Genomic DNA, 19,109 nt, shown 5'->3' on the forward strand with positions numbered 1-19,109 from the left:
GATGAAACCTCTAAGTGCGCTTATCCCTTAGGATGAGCAGTCGTTTTTCTCATTAACGTTTGATTGTCATATTGATGAGACGTGAGATGTGCTTGCAATTGAGCCATAAAGTCCATCACCACAACCACTACGATCAACAACGATGTACCGCCCAAATGGAACGGAATACCGAATGAATTCTGTAGGATCATTGGCATCAAACACACCACAGTAATATAAATCGCACCAATAAACGTCAAACGATTAAGAATATGATCTAAATAACGAGCCGTTTGCTCACCTGGGCGTATACCAGGTACATATGCGCCGCTACGTTTTAGGTTTTCTGACACTTCTTTCGGACTGAAAACCAGTGCCGTGTAGAAATAACAGAAGAAAATAATTAACGTACCGAACAGCATTAAATACAACGGCTGTCCAGGCGATAACACGAGTGCCAAATCTTGCAAGCTACGCTTTACAATACCCGCATTCGGATCTGCACTACCTAACCATTGACCCAAGCTCGCTGGAAATAATAACAATGAGCTGGCAAAAATAGCTGGAATTACACCAGCCATATTAATTTTCAATGGCAAATGCGTTTGCTGTGCAGTGAATATCCGGCGACCTTGTTGCTTTTGTGCATAGTTAACAGGAATGCGTCGTTGTGCTTTTTCGATAAACACAATTGCTGCAAGGACAGCAAGAGATAACAAGGCAAATACGGCAATTCCAATTAAACTGCCCTGCCCATTTTGGACAGAAGTAAAGGCCTGAATTACCTGATTGGGTAACCCTGCAACAATTCCTGCAAAAATGATCATCGAGATACCATTACCAATACCACGTTCGGTAATTTGTTCTCCCAACCACATTAGGAACATTGTTCCAGCAACCAAAGAGGTTACCGCAGGAACATAAAATGCTAGTCCGGAAGTCAGCGTAATTCCCTGACTAATCAGACCAGCACACATCCCTACACCTTGCACGAGTGCAAGAAATAAGGTGCCATAACGCGTGTATTGATTAATTTTGCGCTTGCCTTGCTCGCCTTCTTTCTTTAAAGCTTCTAGCGAAGGAACGACCGTAGACATTAACTGCACGATAATCGATGCTGAAATATACGGCATGATCCCTAGTGCGAGAATTGACATACGTTCTAATGCACCGCCAGAGAACATATTAAATAAACCCAAGAAGGTTCCTTCATTGGCTTTAAAAAAACGTGCTAGCGCTACATTATCAATACCCGGCAACGGAATATGCGCTCCTAGTCGAAAGACCAGCAATGCACCAATCAAGAACATTAATCGGCGAATAATTTCACGGTATTTCACGTGAAACGGCTGTCCTTTCATCATGTTGACATGACCTGAAGAACTAGGAGACATAGACACTCGGCATTACTCCTCGACTTTACCGCCAGCAGCTTCAATTGCAGCTTTAGCGCCTTTAGTCAAAGCAACACCTTGCACAGTAAACGCGCGAGTTACTTCACCAGAAAGAACAACACGTGCACGAACTTGGTCACGACGAACAACGTTCGCAGCTTTCAAAGTTTCAAGGCTAACAACTTCGCCTTCCACTTTGTTGAGTTCAGATAAACGCACTTCAGCAGTTTTCAAAGCGATTTGGCTAGTGAAACCGAATTTAGGCAAACGACGATAAATCGCTGTTTGACCGCCTTCAAAGCCTGGGCGTACACCACCGCTCTTACGTGATTTTTGACCTTTGACACCACGGCCACCAGTCTTACCAACGCCAGAGCCGATACCACGACCTAAACGACGGTTGTCACGTTTTGCACCTTCTGCAGGTGCAAGTTCATTTAAACGCAGAGTCATGGTTTACTCCTCTACACTAACCATATAGTAGACTTTGTTGATCATACCGCGGTTTGAAGGAGTATCTTGTACTTCTACCGTATGACCAATACGACGCAGACCTAAACCTTGTAGGCAAAGTTTGTGATTTTTCAAACGATGCGAAGCAGATTTGATCTGGGTAACTTTAATCGTTTTCATGATTGATTACCCTTGAATTTGTTCTACTGAAAGACCACGTTTTGCAGCAACTTTCTCAGGAGAAGTCATATCACGCAAACCTTTAAAAGTCGCGTTTACTACATTCGCAGCATTCGTAGAACCATAACATTTAGCAAGTACGTTATGTACACCAGCAGCTTCTAAAACGGCACGCATAGCACCACCAGCAATTACGCCAGTACCTTCAGAAGCAGGTTGCATGTACACACGGCTTGCGCCATGACGAGCATTCACAGGGTGTTGTAGAGTAGTACCCGCAAGGTCAACTGTAATCATGTTACGACGAGCAGCTTCAAGTGCTTTAGAAATAGCAGCTGGAACTTCACGTGCTTTACCACGACCAAAACCTACACGGCCATTTCCGTCGCCCACAACAGTCAATGCTGTGAAAGAGAAAATACGACCACCTTTAACAACCTTGGCTACACGATCAACGGCAACCAGCTTCTCAACGAGACCTTCGTTTTGTTCAACTTTCGCCATGATTAGAACTCCAAGCCGCCTTCACGAGCAGCATCAGCCAAGGCTTTGATACGACCATGATATTTAAAACCAGAACGGTCAAACGCAACTTTAGTAACACCAGCTGCTTTAGCACGTTCAGCAATTAAAGCACCTACTTTAGTAGCCGCTTCAACGTTACCAGTAGTACCACTACGCAATGATGTATCCAAAGTAGAAGCTTGCGCTAAAACTTTGCCACCATCTGCTGAAATAACTTGTGCGTAGATGTGACGCGGCGTGCGGTTTACACACAAACGAGTCGCACCCAACGCACGGATGTGCAAGCGTGTGCTTTTCGCACGACGCAAACGGGATTGTTTCTTTTCGTTCATAAGAACCTCGCGCCTTATTTCTTCTTAGCTTCTTTACGAAGAACAACTTCATCCGAATAACGAACACCTTTACCTTTATACGGCTCTGGTGGACGGTAACCACGGATTTCTGAAGCAACTTGACCTAGTAACTGCTTGTCTGCAGACTTCAAAATAATTTCAGTCGCAGTTGGAGTTTCAGCAGTTACACCTTCAGGAAGGCTATACTCGATTGGGTGAGAAAAACCGAGGTTAAGGTTAATACTTGCACCTTTAACCGCAGCTTTGTAACCAACACCAATCAGTTGTAACTTACGTTCGAAGCCTTCGTTAACACCTTTTACAAGATTGTTTAACACAGCGCGAGCAGTACCAGCTTGCATCCAAGCGTCTTTAGACTCTTTAACTGGAGCAAGTTGAAGTTTACCTTCTTCCTGTTTTAGCTCGACCAGCGCATGCAGGTTGAAAGACAATGTACCTTTAGTGCCTTTCACTTCGACCTGCCGGCCGTTCTGAGTAACTGTAACACCGTTAGGTACAGTTACTGGGGCTTTAGCCACACGAGACATGAGGAATCACCTATTAAGAAACAAAAGCAATAACTTCACCACCGATACCTGCAGCACGTGCAGCGCGATCAGTCATGATGCCTTTGCTTGTAGAAACAATTGCAATACCCAAACCTTGCTTAACGCTCGGTAGTTTATCTTTACCGCGATATTGGCGAAGGCCTGGACGGCTTACGCGCTTCACAGTTTCGATAACTGGTTTGCCTTCAAAATATTTTAAAGTCAAAGTTAAAGTCGCTTTAGCTTCTTCTTGCGCAACTTCAACGTTAGAAATATAACCTTCTTGTTGAAGTACGTTTGCAATTGCAACTTTTAACTTAGAACTTGGCATAGAAACAGATTGTTTCTTCGCCATTTGTGCGTTACGAACACGTGTTAGCATGTCGGCAACGGTATCTTGCATACTCATCTATAGTCGCCCCTTACCAGCTTGCCTTAACAACGCCTGGTACATCACCCTGCATTACTGTGTCACGTAGTTTGTTACGGCTTAAACCGAACTTACGGAAGTAACCATGAGGACGACCAGTTAAACCACAACGGTTACGAAGACGAACAGGAGATGCATTACGTGGCAATGCCTGTAACTTTAACATCGCTTCAAAACGCTCTTCGTCGCTTGCATTTACGTTTGCAATCGTTGCTTTTAATTCAGCACGTTTTGCAGCGTATTTAGCAACAGTTTGTTCGCGTTTTAATTCGCGATTAATCATACCTTTCTTAGCCATATCGACCTCTTATTTGAACGGGAAGCCGAATGCACGCATAAGCGCACGGCCTTCGTCATCGGTGCGAGCAGTGGTAGTAATAGTAATATCCATACCACGAATACGATCAATCTTGTCAAAATCGATTTCAGGGAAAACGATTTGCTCTTTCAAACCCATCGAGTAGTTACCACGACCGTCGAATGATTTCGCTGAGAAACCACGGAAGTCACGGATACGAGGAATTGCGATCGAGATCAAACGGTCCAAGAATTCGTACATTTGTTCGCCACGTAAAGTAACTTTACAACCGATTGGCCAACCATCACGGATTTTGAAACCAGCGATTGATTTACGTGCAAGTGTAACTACTGGTTTTTGACCAGCAATAGACTGCATATCTGCTACAGCGCCGTCTAATAATTTCTTATCAGTTGCAGCTGCACCAACACCCATGTTTAGAGTGATTTTTGTAATGCGAGGAATTTCCATCACATTCTTAACGCCAAGTTCTTCTAATAACTTAGCTTTAAGTTCTTCGTTGTAACGTGTTTTAAGTCTGGCCATTGCCGTTTTTCAACCTATTACTTCGCTACCGCCACTGATTCACCATTTGATTTATAAACGCGAGTTTTCGCGCCATTTTCATCAACTTGGTAACCAACACGGTCAGCCTTTTGGGTTGTAGCATTAAAAACTGCCACGTTTGAGATATGAAGCGAAGCTTCCTGAGTAACGATGCCGCCTTCAGCGCCAGTTACACGGTTCGGCTTTTGATGCTTCTTCACTAAGTTAAGGCCTTCAACCTTAACGCGGTCTTCAGAAACAGACAAAACAGTACCCTGTTTGCCTTTTTCTTTACCTGCGATCACGATAACCTGATCGCCTTTTTTAATCTTAGCCATGATTGCCTCTTATAGAACTTCAGGAGCCAATGAAATAATTTTCATGAACTGTTCAGTACGAAGTTCACGAGTCACTGGTCCGAAAATACGGGTGGCAATCGGAGCTTTGTTGTTGTTTAACAATACAGCTGCATTGTCATCAAAACGGATTACAGAACCGTCTGGACGACGAATACCGAACTTTGTACGTACTACAACAGCATTCATCACGTCACCTTTTTTAACACGGCCACGTGGAATTGCTTCTTTTACAGTAACTTTAATAATGTCGCCAACAGAAGCATAACGACGATGTGAACCACCTAGTACTTTAATACATTGTACGCGGCGTGCACCACTATTGTCTGCTACGTCGAGCATACTTTCGGTTTGAATCATTGCCCTACTCCAAAACCGAGCAACACCGGTCACAATTTCGAAAGGCTCAAAGAGTACTCGAAATTGACCGATGATGCAACAAGAACCTAATTACTCAGCAGCTGCTTCAACAACTTCAACCAAAGTCCAAGCTTTAGTTTTAGAAATTGGGCGGCTTTCTTTGATGGTCACTAGGTCGCCAAGTTTAGCAACGTTGTTCTCATCATGAGCGTGTAATTTTGTTGAACGGCGGATTGATTTGCCATACAACGGGTGTTGAACGCGGCGTTCGATAAGGACAACAATTGACTTGTCCATTTTGTCGCTTACTACTTTGCCGGTTAACGTGCGGACTGTTTTTTCACTCATTGTCCGTTCCCCTGTTTTTCGGTAAGGAGTGTCTTGATACGAGCAACGGTTTTACGAGCAACTTGCACTTCGTGCGATTTACCCAATTGACCAGTCGCTTTTGCCATACGAAGACGGAATTGGTTAAGCTGTTGCTCATCAAGCAAAGCTTTCAACTCTTCTACCGACTTTTCACGTAGATCTTTAGTTTTCATTACATTACCGTCCGAGTCACGATAGTGGTTTTAAACGGAAGTTTAGCAGCAGCAAGCTTGAATGCTTCAGTTGCCAACTCGTCGTTCACACCTTCAATTTCGTACAGGATCTTACCTGGTTTGATCTCACAAACCCAGTACTCCACATTACCTTTACCGTTACCCATACGAACTTCTAATGGCTTTTCGGTGATTGGCTTGTCTGGGAATACGCGGATGAAGATTTTACCACCACGTTTAATACGACGGCTAATAGTACGACGCGCAGCTTCGATCTGACGCGCAGTCATACGACCACGTTCAGTCGCTTTAATCGCAATCGAACCAAATGATACTGTACTACCACGATGTGCAAGACCAGTGTTACGGCCTTTTTGCACTTTACGGAATTTGGTACGTTTAGGTTGCAACATGGATTATTCTCCCTTGTCAGCAGCACGGTCTGAACGACGACCACGACGCTCTTGACCTTCACCACGACCACGACCGCGTTTAGCTGGACGCTCTTCTTGTGGTGCAGGGTTCATGACTTGTTTCATGCCACCCAAGATTTCACCACGGAAAATCCAGACTTTAACACCAATCGTACCGTAAGTTGTTTCAGCACGCATAGTTGCATAGTCGATGTCCGCACGAAGCGTATGTAGAGGTACACGACCTTCACGATACCATTCTGTACGAGCGATCTCTGCACCACCTAGACGGCCAGAAACTTCAACTTTGATACCTTTCGCACCAGCACGCATGCTGTTTTGTACCGCACGCTTCATTGCGCGACGGAACATTACACGCTTTTCTAGTTGAGAAGCGATTGCTTCAGCAACAAGACGTGCGTCTAAATCTGGACGATCGATTTCATTGATGCTTACTTGCGCAGGAACACCCATGATAGTGGTAAGTTCGCGCTGTAATTTCTCGATGTCTTCGCCTTTTTTACCGATGACGATACCAGGACGAGCAGTGCTAATCGTTACTTTAGCAGCGCCTGTTGGACGTTCGATAAGAATATTGCTGATCATCGCGCTCTTAAGTTTTTTAGTCAAAAACTCACGAACTTGAAGATCTTTAAGCAAGTATTCAGCGTATTGTTTCGGATTCGCATACCAGTTAGCGTTATGACGTTTCACAACACCTAGGCGGATACCGATTGGATGAACCTTCTGACCCATATCAAACCCCTACCTTAACGGTGATGTGACAAGTACGCTTAGTGATACGATCTGCACGGCCTTTAGCACGTGGCATAATACGTTTAAGGCTCATGCCTTCATCAACGTAAATCGTAGACACCTTAAGGTCATCAACATCTAAACTGTTATTGTGTTCAGCATTTGCAATTGCAGATTCCAAAGCTTTTTTCACTAGAACGGCAGCTTTTTTGTTGCTGAAGTTCAAAATGTTAAGCGCGTGAGCAACAGATTTGCCACGGATTAGGTCTGCAACCAAACGTGCCTTTTGTGCCGAGATAGCGGCACCGCGTAATTTAGCAGTTACTTCCATCATGACACCTATTAACGTTTAGATTTCTTGTCAACGCCGTGACCACGATAGGTACGAGTTGGCGCGAATTCACCGAGTTTATGACCAACCATATGTTCAGATACGATTACTGGAACATGGTTACGGCCATTGTGAACAGAAATTGTTAGACCAACAAAGTCTGGAAGGATCATCGAACGACGAGACCACGTTTTGATCGGCTTACGGTTGTTTGCAGCAATAGCAGCTTCAACTTTAGCGAACAAATGCGCGTCGACGAACGGACCTTTTTTTAATGAACGAGGCATTAGTCAGATTCCTTTACTTGACGCGACGATCGCGGATAATCATCTTAGTCGTACGCTTATTGGTACGTGTCTTGTACCCTTTCGCTTTTTGACCCCACGGGCTTACAGGTTGAATACCTTTGTTACGCCCTTCACCACCACCGTGCGGGTGATCTACTGGGTTCATCGCCATACCACGAACGGTAGGACGAACACCACGCCAGCGCGACGCACCAGCTTTACCCAATGAACGAAGGTTGTTTTCTTGGTTAGAAACTTCACCAATTACAGCGCGGCATTCAACATGGATTTTACGCATTTCGCCTGAACGTAGACGAACGATTGCGTAAGAACCATCACGACCCAACAACTGAACTGAAGTACCAGCAGAACGTGCTAATTGAGCACCTTTACCGATTTTAAGTTCAACGTTGTGAAGTGTAGAACCGATTGGCATGTTACGAAGTGGCAAGCAGTTACCTGGACGAATTGGAGCATCGTTACCAGATTGTACTTTATCACCAGCGCGCAAGCCTTTAGGTGCGATGATATAACGACGTTCACCGTCAGCATACTTCAACAATGCGATGTGTGCGGTACGGTTAGGATCGTATTCAATACGCTCTACAACTGCAGGAATACCATCTTTGTTACGTTTGAAGTCTACAAGACGGTAATGCTGCTTATGACCACCACCAACGTGACGAGTGGTAATGTGACCGTTGTTATTACGACCACCAGTACGTTTTTTAGCTTCAACCAACGCTGCAAAAGGCTTACCTTTGTGAAGGTGGCTATGAACCACTTTTTCAACAAAGCGACGCCCTGGAGACGTTGGTTTGCATTTTTGAATCGGCATAATTTTCGTCCTTATTCCGCTGCGCTTTCAGCGGTATCGCCCAAGTCAGCCATTTCTACATCTTGGCCAGCTTTCAGGGTGACGTATGCTTTTTTAACATCAGAACGACGTCCTAATGTTTTACCAAAGCGCTTCGATTTACCTTTAGTGATCGTCGTGTTTACTTTAAGCACGTCTACACCAAAAAGTTTTTCAACTGCTTTTTTGATTTCAAGTTTAGTTGCATTGATATCAACTTTGAACACTTGAACACCAGCAGTTTCGCCTAAAACTTGTGCCTTTTCTGAGAAGACTGGTCCTTTTAGGACTTGATAGATACGTTCGTTGTTCATCCGAGTTCTACCTCAATTTTCTTAGCAGCAGCTACAGACATCACAACTTTATCGAACGCGATCAAGCTAACAGGATCGATTGCAGTTGCATCAACCACATCTACATGTGGAAGGTTACGTGCTGCAAGATATAGATTCTCATCTACAGCATCAGTAACGATTAATGCACGAGCAGCATTCAAGTCGTTCAGTTTAGCAAGCAATTCTTTAGTTTTAGGAGCTGCAACAGCAAACTCTTCAACCAATACAAGACGATCTTGGCGAACAAGTTCAGCTAAGATACATTGCATTGCACCGCGGTACATTTTACGGTTTACTTTTTGAGACCAGTCTTGTGGACGAGCAGCAAATGTTTTACCGCCGCCAACCCAGATTGGGCTACGAATAGAACCAGCACGTGCGCGGCCTGTACCTTTTTGACGGAATGGCTTCTTACCACCACCAGATACTTCTGCACGAGATTTTTGAGCACGAGTACCTTGACGACCACCAGCTAAGTAAGCTGTAACAACTTGGTGTACAAGAGCTTCGTTAAATTCACGTCCAAAAGCAACTTCAGACAACTCAACAGCAGAGCCGGAAACAGTTTTTAAATTCACGTTATTTCCCCTCAGGCCTTGATCGTAGGACGAACGATAACGTCGCCACCAGTAGCACCAGGAATCGCACCTTTAACAACGAGAACTGAACGCTCTGCATCGATAGATACAATTTCAAGACCTTGTACTGTTACGCGTTCGTCACCTAGGTGACCGGCCATTTTTTTGCCTTTGAACACGCGTCCAGGAGTTTGGTTTTGACCTGTAGAACCTAAAACACGGTGAGAAACTGAGTTACCGTGAGTCGCGTCTTGGGTACGGAAGTTCCAACGCTTAACACCACCTTGGAAACCTTTACCTTTTGATTGACCAGTTACGTCAACAACTTGACCAACTGCGAACAAATCAACACCAATTGTACCGCCAACTTCACGGCCTTCAAGCTCAGCTTCAGTTACGCGAAACTCTTTAACCAAACGACCAGCAGCAACACCCGCTTTCGCGAAGTGACCTTTCTGAGCATTAGTTACGCGAGATTCACGACGTTCGCCAGTAGTAACTTGAACCGCTTGATAACCATCAGTTTCAAGCGTTTTAATTTGAGTGATACGGTTAGGATCAACCTCAATCACTGTAACAGGCACAGAGACGCCGGCATCTGTAAAGATACGGGTCATACCGCACTTGCGGCCGACTAAACCAATAGCCATGTGTGTAACCTCTAAAAAAGCAGCTTAATTAATGCCAGGCACTAATTAACCCGAAAGCCTTAACCCAATGCGATCTGAACATCAACACCAGCTGCAAGATCCAATTTCATCAATGCATCAACAGTTTTGTCTGTTGGTTGAACGATATCGATCAAACGTTTGTAGGTGCGGATTTCGTACTGATCACGCGCGTCTTTGTTTACGTGCGGTGAAGTAAGAACGTTGAAGCGTTCGATGCGAGTAGGCATCGGGATTGGACCACACACTTGTGCGCCAGTACGCTTAGCGGTTTCTACGATCTCTTGAGAAGATTGATCAATTAAACGATGATCAAAAGACTTAAGACGGATACGGATTCTCTGGTTAGACATACCAGTAAACTCCAAGCCAAAATATATAAAGAATCACCCTTGACGCACCTCACCTATTGGTAAGTGTCAAAGGCAGTGAAAATCACTAAGGTCACGATCGATGCCGCGACTGTCATGCATTTACTACACTTTCTGTAGTAAATGACCTCACAATTTGAGGGTCGCTCATTATAACGATTGTTTAAGTCTTATGCAATTCTATTTCTGGTTTTTTTCATAAAATTTGGGCTTTTTTTGTTTTTATTGATGCCCCTACCGATGCAATCAAGATGCCTCTAATACATATTCAATCGCTTGGTTGAGTAATTGATTACCTTCTTGAAAATACCCGCGCCGAGAATTCTTAAGCTCTGCCAGATTGCTGATAATATCGCCGGTTAAGTGACCAACATGCTCATCATCTTCTAGGAACAACTCAAGTGTCTGTGGGGTAATTTCGGGGTGAAACTGAAAGCCCAAAACATTTTTGCCAATCTGGTACATTTGGTTACGACAAATTGGATTTTCTGCCAAATGCACTGCACCTTTGGGAATTTCAAAGCATTCGTTGTGCCACTGCAATACATTGACGCGCTCGGGTAATTGAAAACACGTTGCTGGAATATTATGCACGCGCTGCACTGTGGTCCAGCCGACTTCATGATAGGCGCTGTGACTTACCGCAGCGCCTAAGGCACTGGCAATCAGTTGCCCACCCAAACACAAGCCGATAGCCGGTTTTCCTGCCGCAAGATAGCGCCGGATCCAACGCTTTTCAAGCTTGAGCCATGGATAATTGGCTTCGTCATTTACACTAATATTCCCCCCCATAATAATGAGCAGGTCGACATCTTCTATTTGTGGCAACGCTTCAATTTCAAGCGCCGAATCGGCTGGCAAGGCAAAAAATTCGGTTGCAGTAATTTTGGCGTGGTTCGACTTAAGAAATTCATAGCAACTTCCGAACCCTTCACCAGCAATATGCTGAAAATAATGCACTTTTAAAAACGGCTTCATGCGTAATTCAAACCTATATTGTTGTTAGTATCAAAGAGGGTTGTGCAAAATTGAAGCCAACTTAAATGAAAATTGACACTTTCAAATAAAAACCAACAAAACACGCAAAAACTGGCGTAATTGCTTATTTTTTTTTACTCTAGTTCAAATTCCATTACGATTTTGCACCATGTCTGACAATAAAAAAACGCAAACTGCACTGATTCATGCGCCACGCAATGCATCGCAGTATATTCATAGCATCCAACCTCCCCTGTTTCGTGCATCAACCATTATTTTTCCAAGTACGGCGCACCTTTTTGATCGCCATTGGAGCGATCCCTATGATTATAGTTATGGAACTCATGGCACACCCACTACATTTACGCTCGGTGATCAACTGGCACAGCTTGAAGGTGGACAGTTTTGCTTACTGGCACCGAGTGGTCTCTCGGCGATTAATTTAGTCAATTCGACATTTTTAAGCCAAGGTGATGAGGTCTGGGTGCCAGATAACGTTTATGGACCAAACATAGAGCACCTAAAAAATCTACAACAGCGTTACGGTATTCATGTGCGAATCTATAATCCGATTGACGCAGACAGCTTCGTACCCAGCGCAGCAACCAAGCTCCTTTGGCTTGAAGCAGCAGGCTCGATTACGCTTGAGTTTCCAGATTTAAAAGCATTATCAAAAAAGGCCAAAGCTGCTCAGGTTATCACTGCTTTGGACAATACATGGGGAGCCGGTTTGGCGTTTAACGCTTTTGATATTGGCGATGAACATCTCTCGGTCGATGTAACGGTACATGCCCTGACCAAATATCCCAGTGGTGGAGGCGACATCTTAATGGGTAGCGTAATCACCCGCAGTAAAGCCTTGCATGATCGACTTTTTAAAATTCATGCCAATCAGGGCATTTGTGTGTCGGGTGATGATACAGCACAGATTATACGCAGTTTGCCGCATATGGCCCTGCGTTATCAACAGCAGGCCGATCACGCACGCACTTTAATAACGTGGCTGCAACAGCAAACGCAATTTACACAAGTGCTCCATCCTAGCCTTGCCAGCAGTCCGGGACATATCTACTGGAAAGAGGTGTGTACTACAGGGCAAAGTGCGGGTCTGGTCAGTGTAATTTTTGACTCCAAATATGATTTGGCTGCGATTCGACGTTTTTGTGATGCATTAACACTCTTCAAGCTGGGATTTAGCTGGGGAGGCCCGATGAGTCTGGTCATGCTTTATGATCTGAAACAGATGCGTCAGTTAGATACTACACATTTACAACAGGGTTTACTGGTTCGTTTTTGCATAGGACTGGAACATCCGCAAGATTTAATTCAAGATATCCAAAACGCACTACAACAACTTGAATAACAATCACCAGAGGACAACCTATGGGAACACCAATCATTATTGCAAAAAACAGCCGTGATCCTTCACAAGAGATTGTTTTACATTCCGAGTTTGCCAATCGGCATGGTTTGATTGCCGGCGCAACCGGAACAGGAAAAACAGTTACTTTAAAAGTATTGGCAGAAAATTTTTCACGGATTGGTGTCCCGGTTTTTTTGGCCGATGCCAAAGGTGATGTATCAAGTATCGCCAAAGCTGGTCGCAGTAACCCCAAATTTGAACAGCGCTTACAACTCTTAGGCCTTGATCAAATTCCATTTGCTGCCTCTCCCACTGTATTTTGGGATGTGTTCGGTCAGCACGGGCACCCTATTCGAACCACCATTTCCGAAATTGGGCCGCTGCTTTTAGCACAAATGCTCAATCTGAACGACACCCAAGAGGGCGTGTTATCGGCAGTATTTCGTATTGCCGATGATCAAGGATTGCTGCTCATCGATTTTAAAGATTTAAAAGCCATGCTCAGTTATGTCAGTGACAATGCTGCCGATTTAAAAGCCGAATACGGTAATTTATCGCCTGCCAGTATTGGGGCAATTCAGCGCAATTTATTGGCCTTGGGCGATCAGGGTGCCGAGCAATTTTTTGGTGAACCCAGCTTAAATATTTTGGATTTTATTCAAACCGATGCTCAAGGCCATGGCTACATCAATCTGCTTGCCGCGGATCAGCTCATGAACTCACCAAAACTTTATGCCACCTTTCTACTGTGGATGTTATCCGAACTGTTTGAACAACTGCCTGAAGTCGGCGATGCGGACAAGCCTAAACTGGTGTTCTTTTTTGATGAAGCCCACTTGCTGTTTGACAACGCCAGCCCTGCCCTACAACAGAAAATTGAGCAGGTGGTCCGTCTGATTCGCTCTAAAGGGGTTGGGATATACTTTATTACCCAAAATCCACTGGATTTACCAGAAAGCGTACTTGGCCAGCTGGGTAATCGTGTCCAGCACGCCTTACGCGCCTTTACTCCTAAAGATCAGAAAGCGGTAAAAACAGCCGCCGATACCTTTCGGGCCAATCCAGATTTTAAAGTCGATCAGGCCATTACAGAACTGGCAGTTGGAGAGGCCCTGATCAGTTGTCTCGACGAACAAGGCACACCTCAAATTGTACAACGTGGCTGGGTTATGCCGCCCTACTCATCGTTTAGCCCGCTCAGTGATGAAGAACGTCAAGCGCTGATGGCGCAGAGTTTGGTAGCGGGTGTGTATGAAAAGATGGTCGATCGCGATAGTGCATATGAAATGCTGCAACAAAAAGTCAGTGATCGGCTTGAGCAAGAGCAGGCGCAAGCTGAAGCTGCGCAGCAAGCCAAACAGCAGGAAGCTTTAGCAAAACAGCAGGCCAAAGAACAAGAGCGCTTAGCGCGTGAACAGCAAAAAGCCGATGAAAAGGCTCAGCGTGACCGTGACAAACTGACTCAAGATGTGCTGGGTACATTTGCTAAAAGTGCAGCACGCACTCTGGGCGGACCAACCGGCCAGAAACTGGTTCGTGGCTTGCTCGGCTCACTGTTTGGAAAGCGATAGATCTTTATTTTTATCTATTTTTAAAAGGTATATTGAAAATGCACTTTATAAGATGTATTTTAAATACATCTTATAAACTACAAGTGGTCGTATCATGACGCCTGAGCACATTCAACTCATTCAATCCACAGTCCCGGTCTTACGTGAGCACGGTGTTGCATTAACCCGTTATTTCTACGCACGCATGTTAAAACAACATCCGGAACTTAAGCATATTTTTAATCAAGATCATCAGCAAACTGGACGTCAGCCCCGTGCTTTGGCCGCTGCGGTACTGGCCTATGCCGAACACATTGAGCATCCGGAAAAATTAGCCAAAGCTGTCGAGCGCATTACCAGCACCCATGTTCGTCTAGACATTCAACCTGAGCATTATGCAATTGTAGGTGAGCATCTTTTACATTCGATTTCTGAGGTATTGAACGTTCCCTTTGAATCTGAACTGATCTTGGCGTGGCAACAGGCTTATCAACAATTAGCAGATCTTTTGATTCGCGTTGAGCAAGAAAAATATCATCAGCTAGCCGCACAAACGGGTGGCTGGGCCGGATGGCGTGAGTTCAAAATCGTGGATATTCACACCGACGATGAAGGCAAGATTTTTAGTGTCGCGGCAGTCGACACCCATCCACTTCCTGACATTCAGATCCCTTCATCGGTTACTGTTCGGGTAAACGTTCCGGAGTTAGGTTTAAAACAACCTGAACAATTTCCATTGCATCGCATTCAAGCAGCAAGCCATGTATGGTCATTTAAAGTCAAAACACCAGAAGACGCTGCAAATCATCACGTCGCAGATCGTCTTTTAAATGCCTATCAGGTTGGAGATGAACTGCATCTGAGTGCTCCTATTTAAGGGTTTAAAATTCACAGATGAAATCCGTACTGTCTTCGTCTCCACGTTTCTTTCTGAGGACTTTCAGGCTAAGATGGGCTTTTTCATCTGTTGTCTTTGCGGATCATGCAACTCAATAAATTTACCGATTATGCACTGAGGATTCTGATGTATGTTTCACGCCCCAGTGAATTCCCGTACACCATTGCCGATATCGCAAAGGATTTGCATGTCTCACAAAATCATCTGGTTAAAGTGGTTCACTTTATGGGAAAACAAGAGTGGATCATTACAACACGGGGCAAAGGTGGAGGATTACGTTTAAATCCCAAAGCGCTAGAGATTCGACTAGGGCATATTGTGCGGATTCTTCAAGGTGATCACCAGATTGTGGAATGCCATGAACCACCTTGCGTCATGCGTGCGCATTGCGGTCTAAAAGGTATTCTAGATCAAGCGCTTGAGCAGTTTTATGTGTCACTCGATCAGCACACGCTGCGTGACGTTTTAAACGCACCACCAACCTACTCGCCAATCGCCTTTGTGGCACTATAGCGTAAAACACGGCGTATTCGATTCGCTAGATGTCGAGACTTCCTTTATAATGGCTCGTGTATTTATCATTGAAAAAGTTAAGCTCTATGCATCGCTATGCGAAATCCAAAGATACCAAGGCCAAACTCGCACCTAAAGAAAAAATTAGTTATGAGCGTAAAGCCGATCCTGCGATTACAGAGTATTCAGTTAAATCCCTGAATTGGTTGCGTAAAGCTGAATTTCTGATGAGTGCACCGAAACTTTCGCTGTGTGTAGAAGATACTGGTTACGAAATTGCATTTGCAGGCCGATCAAATGCAGGTAAATCGAGCGCGATTAACACACTCACCAATCAAAAACAGCTCGCACGTGCCTCCAAAAGACCTGGACGCACGCAGATGATCAACTTTTTCAGTTTGGGTAATCCAGATCAACGTCTCGTCGACTTACCTGGTTACGGCTACGCAGCAGTTCCAGAAGACATGAAACGTGTCTGGCAAAAAGAGCTGGAAAACTATTTGATTCATCGTAAAAGTTTACAAGGCTTGGTGTTGTTGATGGATATTCGCCATCCCCTGCAACATTTTGACACCATGATGCTGGAATGGGCGCATGCACGTAAATTATTTGTACATATTTTACTGACCAAAGCCGATAAATTAAATCGTGGCCCCGCCAATACCGCGCTCTTGGACGTAAAGCAATCTTTGAAAAAAATGAAGCTTAACTTCTCGATTCAGCTGTTTTCATCACTGAACAAGCAAGGACTTGAAGAGCTCGCCAGCGTCATGGCTGGTCGTTTAAACTTCACCTTGAGCGAAGAACAACATTTTGATTTAAGCGCAATTCCTGAAGTCTCCGATGCAGATTTGGATATCGAGACAGATTCGGAAGATGATGCTGAACAATCGCAAAAAAATGATTAACATCATCACCAAATGACAATGGAATGTCCCGTATTGCAAAGCAATGTATCGGGGCATTTTTTTATACTCAAATGCATGCATTGTTCTGTTTAGAACAGATTAGGACATGATTATGAGTATGTTGTCATTTTTAAAAAAGAAACTTCCCGGATCGTCTATTGATTATCGTATTCAACCGCGAAAAGTAAAATTTGTTTGGCAAAACACACCCGTTGACTGGATTCCAAACCAGCCGTTTGCAAGCTATTTTATTAATGAAATCAATAATATTTTGCCCGCTGGGGAATTCTGGTTTTGTCGTCTTTATAATAAAGTTTTACCGCAAATTACCGACGAAAAGCTCAAACTCGACGTACAGGCGTTTATACGCCAAGAAGCCATGCATGCCAATGCACACCAGTCGGCCAATAAAGAATATCTCTCTGCACGCCACATTGATATTCAGCGCAATCTGGATATCATGAATGTTTTATTCACCAAAGCACTGGCAGACAAGCCTTTTGACTTGACCGTTCCGGCTGCACTTGAAAAGCACTGGGACCTGTTTCGCTTAGGTGTAATCGCAACCGTCGAACACATGACCTGCGTATTGGGCAAATATGCGCTTTATAACCAGAAATGGCAGCAGTTGGGCGCCGATCCTGAAATGCTCGATTTAGTGAAATGGCATGGTGCAGAAGAAATCGAGCACCGTACCGTGGCTTTTGATTTGTATCGACACTTAGGCGGTGGCTATATTGCACGTTATTATTTAAGTGTGGCCGTGATTATTGGTGTGCTTGGACTTTGGGTAGATGGTGCCGCGCACATTATGAAGCAAGACCCACGCTTTGCCGAGTATAAGCCGAGCCTGTTCCGTCCATGGATCTGGTTAGAATGGTACAAACAAGCGCGTCAAGACCAACAGTTATTGCCTAGTCCAATTTGGTTGATTGCACAGCAGATCGACTACTTAATGCCATGGTATGACCCTGTAAAGGAAGGCAGTACAGACGATGCGGTCGCGTATTTGAACCGCTCTCCGGCTGCAAAACGCGCCTTACGAGCTGCCGCATAAAAACCAGATGCCTAAAAAAGCAGATCTTAAGATCTGCTTTTTTCATTAGGAAAGTTCAGTGGATTGGGGTTCGGCTTGTTTGGCATAGCGATCCACCACAACACTGATCATCATATCGCCTTGTACATTCACTACTGTCCGCACGGTATCCAGAATCCGATCAATCGGTAGCAGTATCGCAATCGCTTCAGCAGGTAATCCGACCGATTGCAATACCATGATCATGGTGACCATTCCTGCACTTGGAATGCCTGGGGCACCCAACGAGGCAATCATGGCCGTTAGACACACAATCAATTGCTGGGTCAGGCTCAAATCCATCCCGATTAGATTGGCAATAAATAAGGCCGCCGCCGCTTCATAAAGTGCTGTGCCATCCATATTTAACTGGGTTCCCAGTGGAATCACAAATCCGGCTGTTTGTGGTCGAACTTTCAGATTTTCCTGCGCACATTTCATACTTAAGGGCATGGTAGCCGAGCTCGAACTGGTTGCAAATGCAGTAATCAGAGCCAGTCGCGTGCCTTTGAAAAAGGTGATTGGATTCATTTTGCCAAAGATCCACAATAACAGTGGCAAGACCACTGCACCATGAAAAATCGTGGTTCCTGTCACCACTAAAGCAAATTCAGCCAGACTCCCCAGCACTTTTAAATCTTCAGTGGCGATGAGTTTGGCCAGCAATGCCAAGATTCCAAGGGGTGCTAGTTTCATCACCCAACCGACCAGCATCATCATGATATCGAAGAGTTGTACACTGAGCACACGGACCGACTGAAAGCGATCACCACCTTTGATCAGTGCGGCACCCAATAGTAAAGCAAAGACCACCACTGCCAGCACATTCCCTTCGGCAAAGGCTTTAAAAGGATTGATCAGAGTATTTTGAATAAAGTTGGTGAGAAAACTCGAAGGCGTCAGGGTATCTGGCGTTTGATGATTTTGCATGGCGTCTGCAAATATACCAATATCCATGCCCTGCCCAACAGAGAACAAATGTGCACAGCCAATTCCCAAAATCAACGCGAAAGTGGTGGTGGTAAAACAGCATAACGCGGTAATTTTCCACACTCGATTGAACTGCCCACTGGCTTGCAGGTTAGACACTCCCACCACAATTGAGGTAAAAATCAGCGGTATCAGCAGCATTTTAAGTAGGCCAATAAAGATACTACTGATCAGACTTAAAATATATAAACTACTGGAAAAGAATGCGGTTTCAGGATTTAGGCTCAGTACGAGTCCGAATACAACCCCAATCACCGCAGCAATAAAAATCTGCGTGTTTAAGCTCATAATGCATC

The 19,109-nt window shown here is 44.6% G+C and carries 29 protein-coding genes and 1 pseudogene; 6 read left to right on the top strand and 24 right to left on the bottom strand.

The genetic code is table 11. The features are described 5' to 3' along the window. Window positions 1-20 precede the first annotated feature (20 nt). The 23 genes and pseudogenes from secY to L2096_RS02760 all read right to left on the bottom strand — a co-directional run bounded on the left by secY (window position 21) and on the right by L2096_RS02760 (window position 11,516). Complete coding sequence (secY, locus tag L2096_RS02650; RefSeq protein WP_171063726.1) at window positions 21-1,340, bottom strand: preprotein translocase subunit SecY; 1,320 nt, start codon at window positions 1,338-1,340, stop codon at window positions 21-23. Window positions 1,341-1,385: 45 nt separating this feature from the next. Next, the gene (gene rplO / locus L2096_RS02655; RefSeq protein ID WP_004934550.1) at window positions 1,386-1,826 is read right to left on the bottom strand and encodes a 50S ribosomal protein L15; all 441 of its coding nucleotides are present in this window, start codon (window positions 1,824-1,826) and stop codon (window positions 1,386-1,388) included. Window positions 1,827-1,829: 3 nt separating this feature from the next. After that, a complete protein-coding gene (gene rpmD / locus L2096_RS02660; RefSeq protein ID WP_004924142.1) occupies window positions 1,830-2,006 on the bottom strand; it encodes a 50S ribosomal protein L30 in 177 nt (58 codons plus the stop codon). 6 nt (window positions 2,007-2,012) lie between these two features. Beyond that, window positions 2,013-2,510, bottom strand: coding sequence for a 30S ribosomal protein S5 (rpsE, locus tag L2096_RS02665; protein WP_004657688.1), 498 nt, complete (start codon window positions 2,508-2,510; stop codon window positions 2,013-2,015). Window positions 2,511-2,512: 2 nt separating this feature from the next. After that, complete coding sequence (gene rplR / locus L2096_RS02670) at window positions 2,513-2,863, bottom strand: 50S ribosomal protein L18 (protein WP_004924139.1); 351 nt, start codon at window positions 2,861-2,863, stop codon at window positions 2,513-2,515. Window positions 2,864-2,877: 14 nt separating this feature from the next. After that, window positions 2,878-3,411 carry a 50S ribosomal protein L6 gene (rplF, locus tag L2096_RS02675; protein ID WP_004934548.1) on the bottom strand — a complete coding sequence of 178 codons (534 nt, stop codon included), beginning with the start codon at window positions 3,409-3,411 and terminating at the stop codon, window positions 2,878-2,880. 13 nt (window positions 3,412-3,424) lie between these two features. Continuing rightward, a complete protein-coding gene (rpsH, locus tag L2096_RS02680) occupies window positions 3,425-3,820 on the bottom strand; it encodes a 30S ribosomal protein S8 (protein ID WP_004934546.1) in 396 nt (131 codons plus the stop codon). A 13-nt stretch (window positions 3,821-3,833) separates the two neighbouring features. Continuing rightward, complete coding sequence (gene rpsN / locus L2096_RS02685) at window positions 3,834-4,139, bottom strand: 30S ribosomal protein S14 (protein ID WP_004934544.1); 306 nt, start codon at window positions 4,137-4,139, stop codon at window positions 3,834-3,836. A gap of 9 nt (window positions 4,140-4,148) precedes the next feature. Next, entirely contained in the window at window positions 4,149-4,685 is a 537-nt protein-coding gene (gene rplE, locus L2096_RS02690) for a 50S ribosomal protein L5 (protein WP_004934541.1), read from the bottom strand. 17 nt (window positions 4,686-4,702) lie between these two features. Next, complete coding sequence (gene rplX / locus L2096_RS02695; RefSeq protein WP_004924123.1) at window positions 4,703-5,023, bottom strand: 50S ribosomal protein L24; 321 nt, start codon at window positions 5,021-5,023, stop codon at window positions 4,703-4,705. A 9-nt stretch (window positions 5,024-5,032) separates the two neighbouring features. After that, on the bottom strand, window positions 5,033-5,401 hold the full coding sequence (gene rplN, locus L2096_RS02700) for a 50S ribosomal protein L14 (RefSeq protein ID WP_004924120.1): 369 nt from the start codon (window positions 5,399-5,401) through the stop codon (window positions 5,033-5,035). A gap of 90 nt (window positions 5,402-5,491) precedes the next feature. After that, window positions 5,492-5,749, bottom strand: a complete 258-nt coding sequence (rpsQ, locus tag L2096_RS02705; protein WP_004657679.1) for a 30S ribosomal protein S17 — start codon at window positions 5,747-5,749, stop codon at window positions 5,492-5,494. After that, window positions 5,746-5,943 carry a 50S ribosomal protein L29 gene (gene rpmC, locus L2096_RS02710; protein ID WP_004934539.1) on the bottom strand — a complete coding sequence of 66 codons (198 nt, stop codon included), beginning with the start codon at window positions 5,941-5,943 and terminating at the stop codon, window positions 5,746-5,748. The genes rpsQ and rpmC overlap by 4 nt, the downstream gene beginning before the upstream one ends. Next, the gene (gene rplP / locus L2096_RS02715) at window positions 5,943-6,356 is read right to left on the bottom strand and encodes a 50S ribosomal protein L16 (protein ID WP_004934537.1); all 414 of its coding nucleotides are present in this window, start codon (window positions 6,354-6,356) and stop codon (window positions 5,943-5,945) included. Before rplP ends, rpmC begins: the two co-directional genes overlap by 1 nt. After that, window positions 6,299-7,112, bottom strand: a pseudogene (gene rpsC / locus L2096_RS02720) (30S ribosomal protein S3); the annotation flags it as partial. The pseudogene rpsC and the gene rplP, both read right to left, overlap by 58 nt. Before the next feature lies 1 nt (window position 7,113). Beyond that, on the bottom strand, window positions 7,114-7,443 hold the full coding sequence (rplV, locus tag L2096_RS02725) for a 50S ribosomal protein L22 (RefSeq protein WP_001982638.1): 330 nt from the start codon (window positions 7,441-7,443) through the stop codon (window positions 7,114-7,116). 11 nt (window positions 7,444-7,454) lie between these two features. Beyond that, window positions 7,455-7,730 (bottom strand): 30S ribosomal protein S19, encoded by a 276-nt coding sequence (gene rpsS, locus L2096_RS02730; protein WP_004281508.1) that lies wholly within the window; start codon window positions 7,728-7,730, stop codon window positions 7,455-7,457. Window positions 7,731-7,743: 13 nt separating this feature from the next. Beyond that, on the bottom strand, window positions 7,744-8,568 hold the full coding sequence (rplB, locus tag L2096_RS02735; protein ID WP_004924105.1) for a 50S ribosomal protein L2: 825 nt from the start codon (window positions 8,566-8,568) through the stop codon (window positions 7,744-7,746). 11 nt (window positions 8,569-8,579) lie between these two features. Further along, complete coding sequence (gene rplW, locus L2096_RS02740) at window positions 8,580-8,900, bottom strand: 50S ribosomal protein L23 (protein WP_004924102.1); 321 nt, start codon at window positions 8,898-8,900, stop codon at window positions 8,580-8,582. After that, on the bottom strand, window positions 8,897-9,499 hold the full coding sequence (rplD, locus tag L2096_RS02745; protein ID WP_004924100.1) for a 50S ribosomal protein L4: 603 nt from the start codon (window positions 9,497-9,499) through the stop codon (window positions 8,897-8,899). The genes rplW and rplD overlap by 4 nt, the downstream gene beginning before the upstream one ends. An 11-nt stretch (window positions 9,500-9,510) precedes the next feature. Beyond that, complete coding sequence (gene rplC / locus L2096_RS02750; RefSeq protein WP_004934532.1) at window positions 9,511-10,149, bottom strand: 50S ribosomal protein L3; 639 nt, start codon at window positions 10,147-10,149, stop codon at window positions 9,511-9,513. Between the two features lie 59 nt (window positions 10,150-10,208). Beyond that, window positions 10,209-10,520 carry a 30S ribosomal protein S10 gene (rpsJ, locus tag L2096_RS02755; RefSeq protein WP_004725677.1) on the bottom strand — a complete coding sequence of 104 codons (312 nt, stop codon included), beginning with the start codon at window positions 10,518-10,520 and terminating at the stop codon, window positions 10,209-10,211. Between the two features lie 264 nt (window positions 10,521-10,784). Then, window positions 10,785-11,516 (bottom strand): type 1 glutamine amidotransferase, encoded by a 732-nt coding sequence (locus tag L2096_RS02760; protein WP_250364824.1) that lies wholly within the window; start codon window positions 11,514-11,516, stop codon window positions 10,785-10,787. Between the two features lie 169 nt (window positions 11,517-11,685). Between L2096_RS02760 and L2096_RS02765 the strand changes: the two genes are divergently transcribed. The 6 genes from L2096_RS02765 to L2096_RS02790 all read left to right on the top strand — a co-directional run bounded on the left by L2096_RS02765 (window position 11,686) and on the right by L2096_RS02790 (window position 17,805). Beyond that, entirely contained in the window at window positions 11,686-12,879 is a 1,194-nt protein-coding gene (locus L2096_RS02765; protein ID WP_250364825.1) for a PLP-dependent transferase, read from the top strand. Between the two features lie 20 nt (window positions 12,880-12,899). Then, window positions 12,900-14,450: a helicase HerA-like domain-containing protein gene (locus L2096_RS02770; RefSeq protein ID WP_004934527.1), complete on the top strand. Its 1,551-nt coding sequence runs from the start codon at window positions 12,900-12,902 to the stop codon at window positions 14,448-14,450. Window positions 14,451-14,544: 94 nt separating this feature from the next. Then, window positions 14,545-15,306, top strand: coding sequence for a globin domain-containing protein (locus L2096_RS02775; protein ID WP_250364826.1), 762 nt, complete (start codon window positions 14,545-14,547; stop codon window positions 15,304-15,306). Window positions 15,307-15,411: 105 nt separating this feature from the next. After that, window positions 15,412-15,840, top strand: coding sequence for an RrF2 family transcriptional regulator (locus L2096_RS02780; RefSeq protein WP_025095666.1), 429 nt, complete (start codon window positions 15,412-15,414; stop codon window positions 15,838-15,840). An 86-nt stretch (window positions 15,841-15,926) separates the two neighbouring features. Next, window positions 15,927-16,748, top strand: a complete 822-nt coding sequence (yihA, locus tag L2096_RS02785; protein ID WP_004934518.1) for a ribosome biogenesis GTP-binding protein YihA/YsxC — start codon at window positions 15,927-15,929, stop codon at window positions 16,746-16,748. Window positions 16,749-16,857: 109 nt separating this feature from the next. Then, window positions 16,858-17,805: a metal-dependent hydrolase gene (locus L2096_RS02790; RefSeq protein WP_250364951.1), complete on the top strand. Its 948-nt coding sequence runs from the start codon at window positions 16,858-16,860 to the stop codon at window positions 17,803-17,805. A 45-nt stretch (window positions 17,806-17,850) separates the two neighbouring features. Here the strand turns inward: L2096_RS02790 and L2096_RS02795 are convergent, their stop codons facing one another. Beyond that, on the bottom strand, window positions 17,851-19,101 hold the full coding sequence (locus tag L2096_RS02795) for a dicarboxylate/amino acid:cation symporter (protein ID WP_004934512.1): 1,251 nt from the start codon (window positions 19,099-19,101) through the stop codon (window positions 17,851-17,853). Window positions 19,102-19,109 lie beyond the last annotated feature (8 nt).

Origin of the sequence: Acinetobacter sp. ACZLY 512, assembly GCF_023614015.1 — a bacterium.
In the GTDB taxonomy this organism is placed as follows: Bacteria; Pseudomonadota; Gammaproteobacteria; order Pseudomonadales; family Moraxellaceae; genus Acinetobacter; species Acinetobacter soli.

Excerpts from the sequence above, each read along its gene's own strand:
- rplX (WP_004924123.1), bottom strand. The coding sequence starts at position 5,023 with ATGGCTAAGATTAAAAAAGGCGATCAGGTTATCGTGATCGCAGGTAAA.
- L2096_RS02770 (WP_004934527.1), top strand. The coding sequence starts at position 12,900 with ATGGGAACACCAATCATTATTGCAAAAAACAGCCGTGATCCTTCACAA.
- L2096_RS02760 (WP_250364824.1), bottom strand. The coding sequence starts at position 11,516 with ATGAAGCCGTTTTTAAAAGTGCATTATTTTCAGCATATTGCTGGTGAA.
- rplP (WP_004934537.1), bottom strand. The coding sequence starts at position 6,356 with ATGTTGCAACCTAAACGTACCAAATTCCGTAAAGTGCAAAAAGGCCGT.
- L2096_RS02765 (WP_250364825.1), top strand. The coding sequence starts at position 11,686 with ATGTCTGACAATAAAAAAACGCAAACTGCACTGATTCATGCGCCACGC.
- rplC (WP_004934532.1), bottom strand. The coding sequence starts at position 10,149 with ATGGCTATTGGTTTAGTCGGCCGCAAGTGCGGTATGACCCGTATCTTT.
- rpsJ (WP_004725677.1), bottom strand. The coding sequence starts at position 10,520 with ATGTCTAACCAGAGAATCCGTATCCGTCTTAAGTCTTTTGATCATCGT.
- L2096_RS02775 (WP_250364826.1), top strand. The coding sequence starts at position 14,545 with ATGACGCCTGAGCACATTCAACTCATTCAATCCACAGTCCCGGTCTTA.
- rplR (WP_004924139.1), bottom strand. The coding sequence starts at position 2,863 with ATGAACGAAAAGAAACAATCCCGTTTGCGTCGTGCGAAAAGCACACGC.
- yihA (WP_004934518.1), top strand. The coding sequence starts at position 15,927 with ATGCATCGCTATGCGAAATCCAAAGATACCAAGGCCAAACTCGCACCT.
- rplE (WP_004934541.1), bottom strand. The coding sequence starts at position 4,685 with ATGGCCAGACTTAAAACACGTTACAACGAAGAACTTAAAGCTAAGTTA.
- rplV (WP_001982638.1), bottom strand. The coding sequence starts at position 7,443 with ATGGAAGTAACTGCTAAATTACGCGGTGCCGCTATCTCGGCACAAAAG.
- L2096_RS02795 (WP_004934512.1), bottom strand. The coding sequence starts at position 19,101 with ATGAGCTTAAACACGCAGATTTTTATTGCTGCGGTGATTGGGGTTGTA.
- L2096_RS02780 (WP_025095666.1), top strand. The coding sequence starts at position 15,412 with ATGCAACTCAATAAATTTACCGATTATGCACTGAGGATTCTGATGTAT.
- rpsQ (WP_004657679.1), bottom strand. The coding sequence starts at position 5,749 with ATGAGTGAAAAAACAGTCCGCACGTTAACCGGCAAAGTAGTAAGCGAC.
- rplB (WP_004924105.1), bottom strand. The coding sequence starts at position 8,568 with ATGCCGATTCAAAAATGCAAACCAACGTCTCCAGGGCGTCGCTTTGTT.
- rpsN (WP_004934544.1), bottom strand. The coding sequence starts at position 4,139 with ATGGCTAAGAAAGGTATGATTAATCGCGAATTAAAACGCGAACAAACT.
- rplN (WP_004924120.1), bottom strand. The coding sequence starts at position 5,401 with ATGATTCAAACCGAAAGTATGCTCGACGTAGCAGACAATAGTGGTGCA.
- rpsS (WP_004281508.1), bottom strand. The coding sequence starts at position 7,730 with ATGCCTCGTTCATTAAAAAAAGGTCCGTTCGTCGACGCGCATTTGTTC.
- rplW (WP_004924102.1), bottom strand. The coding sequence starts at position 8,900 with ATGAACAACGAACGTATCTATCAAGTCCTAAAAGGACCAGTCTTCTCA.
- secY (WP_171063726.1), bottom strand. The coding sequence starts at position 1,340 with ATGAAAGGACAGCCGTTTCACGTGAAATACCGTGAAATTATTCGCCGA.
- rpmC (WP_004934539.1), bottom strand. The coding sequence starts at position 5,943 with ATGAAAACTAAAGATCTACGTGAAAAGTCGGTAGAAGAGTTGAAAGCT.
- rpmD (WP_004924142.1), bottom strand. The coding sequence starts at position 2,006 with ATGAAAACGATTAAAGTTACCCAGATCAAATCTGCTTCGCATCGTTTG.
- rplO (WP_004934550.1), bottom strand. The coding sequence starts at position 1,826 with ATGACTCTGCGTTTAAATGAACTTGCACCTGCAGAAGGTGCAAAACGT.
- rpsH (WP_004934546.1), bottom strand. The coding sequence starts at position 3,820 with ATGAGTATGCAAGATACCGTTGCCGACATGCTAACACGTGTTCGTAAC.
- rpsE (WP_004657688.1), bottom strand. The coding sequence starts at position 2,510 with ATGGCGAAAGTTGAACAAAACGAAGGTCTCGTTGAGAAGCTGGTTGCC.
- rplF (WP_004934548.1), bottom strand. The coding sequence starts at position 3,411 with ATGTCTCGTGTGGCTAAAGCCCCAGTAACTGTACCTAACGGTGTTACA.